Annotated in this window: 3 protein-coding genes; 2 read left to right on the forward strand and 1 reads right to left on the reverse strand. The window is 60.8% G+C overall.

Annotation, left to right across the window (positions count from 1 at the left end; translation table 11 throughout):
* On the forward strand, nucleotides 1–968 hold a 968-nt coding region (locus tag H5U08_RS17275; RefSeq protein ID WP_297035937.1), incomplete at its 5' end, for a transketolase C-terminal domain-containing protein.
* Between the two features lie 59 nt (nucleotides 969–1027).
* A complete protein-coding gene (locus H5U08_RS17280; RefSeq protein WP_297035940.1) occupies nucleotides 1028–1327 on the forward strand; it encodes a hypothetical protein in 300 nt (99 codons plus the stop codon).
* A 69-nt stretch (nucleotides 1328–1396) separates the two neighbouring features.
* Here the strand turns inward: H5U08_RS17280 and H5U08_RS17285 are convergent.
* Nucleotides 1397–1913, reverse strand: a 517-nt coding sequence (locus tag H5U08_RS17285; RefSeq protein ID WP_297035942.1) for a YqgE/AlgH family protein, incomplete at its 5' end; no start/stop codon positions are given.

Genomic DNA, 1913 nt, shown 5'->3' on the forward strand with positions numbered 1-1913 from the left:
CCGCTGATGCCAAAGGATTGGCCACCCGGGCGTCCTCCGGGAAGGTGCTCAACGCCGTTGCCAAGCACATCCCGTGGATGATGGGAGGTTCGGCCGACCTGGCGCCATCCAATAACACGCTCCTCACATTCCCGGAGGCGGGCCATTTCGCCGCAAACAATTACGCCGGGCGGAATCTTCACTACGGCATCCGTGAGCACGCGATGGGAGCGATCAGCAACGGTCTGACGCTCTGTGGACTCCGCCCCTATGCGGGGACGTTTCTCGTATTCAGTGATTACATGCGGCCGGCAATCCGGCTGGCTGCCCTGATGGAATTGCCCGTCCTGTACATCTTCACGCATGATTCGATCGGGGTGGGCGAGGACGGCCCGACGCATCAGCCGGTGGAGCATGTGGCGGCGTTGCGGGCGATTCCTCATCTGGTGGTCATTCGCCCGGCCGATGCCAACGAAGTGGCGGAAGCCTACCGTGTGGCGCTGCGGATGCGTCGCAACCCGGTCGCCCTCATTCTTACCCGGCAAAATCTCCCCACGCTGGACCGAAGTCAATACGCCTCTGCAGCCGGACTGGCCTGCGGGGCCTACATTCTGGCCGAGGCTTCCAAGTCGCCGCCGGATGTGATTCTGATTGGAACGGGAAGCGAAGTGGCTGTGTGCCTGGCTGCCCGGGAATTGCTTGCCCAGGAAGGGATCGCCGCCCGGGTCGTGAGCATGCCGAGTTGGGAGCTCTTTGAAAGTCAGCCGGAAGAGTACCGCCGCTCCGTCCTGCCGCCGGAAGTGCCCGCACGGGTTGCCGTGGAAGCCGGTATCTCCCAGGGGTGGGACCGCTATCTCGGGCCGAAAGGGATTTTTGTGGGGATGAAGGGCTTTGGGGCCTCCGCTCCCGCCGGAGTGCTCATGAAGCATTTCGGAATTACGCCCGAAAACGTGGCCGCGGCCGCCAAAAAATCACTTGGCCAGGCGTGATCGTTTGAGAGATTGGAGGTTCCCTTCAACCGGGGGCTGGGCCGTTCAGGATCCCCTGGATGTCTTCAGCACAACCGCAGCGAGACGAGGACAAGACTCGGCGCGAGTCGTCTTTCCGGCGACTGTCGCGGGAGTTTGCATGTCTGCACGCACGACTCCGTGATGAGGGAGGACGGCTGTGTTCGCGTTTGTCCGCCCGAGGCAGGGAGATTCTGACTCCTGCTTTTCAGAACGGTTTGGGGCTGGCGCTGATCGTGGGGGGTGGAATCTGGCTTGTCGGTACGGGACATCCGCTGGCGCTGGCGCTTTTTTACGCAGGACTGGCCATCTGGCTGGCCACTCGTGAAAATCCTCGCTGACGTCGACAAGAGGATCGCCACTCGATGAAAGCAGGACGATGGGAATTGGGGTGGCGGGCTCAAAAGGCCTTAATTCAGCCACGGATGAGCCGGTTGATGCTTCAGGTTGAGGGCGTTGACGAGAATCGTTCGGCCGATCGAAAAGACGACTTTTTTCCACAGCTCCCGTTCGTTTTCTGGAAAAACGAGATCCTTCGTGGCCTTGGCCACCAGCCAGGAACCCTGGGCCAGTTCACCTTCCAGTTGTCCGCCTGCCCAACCGGAATGTCCGAGGAACACCCGGGCTTCGTGTCCTTCTTCCGTCATCAATCGCTCCAGATTGTGCCGCTGGAGAGAGAAGTAAACGCCGGGGATGACCTCCAATTCGGCCAACTCGGGGGCATCGTGGAGGGCCATGAGCGGGCCGCTGACGGGTCCGCCGATATTCAAAAACCGGTCGTTGACGCAGGGTGTGTTCGACACTTCCGCCCAGAGTTCTTTGATCCGCTTGGGGTGGAGCCGATTGAGGATGACGCCGAAGGCGCCGTTCTCATTGTGTTGGATAATAAGCACCACCGTTCCCACGAAGTTGGGATCCACGAGATAG

The organism is Thermogutta sp. (assembly GCF_014359955.1).
Lineage (GTDB): Bacteria > Planctomycetota > Planctomycetia > Pirellulales > Thermoguttaceae > Thermogutta.

Excerpts from the sequence above, each read along its gene's own strand:
- H5U08_RS17280 (WP_297035940.1), top strand. The coding sequence starts at position 1,028 with ATGTCTTCAGCACAACCGCAGCGAGACGAGGACAAGACTCGGCGCGAG.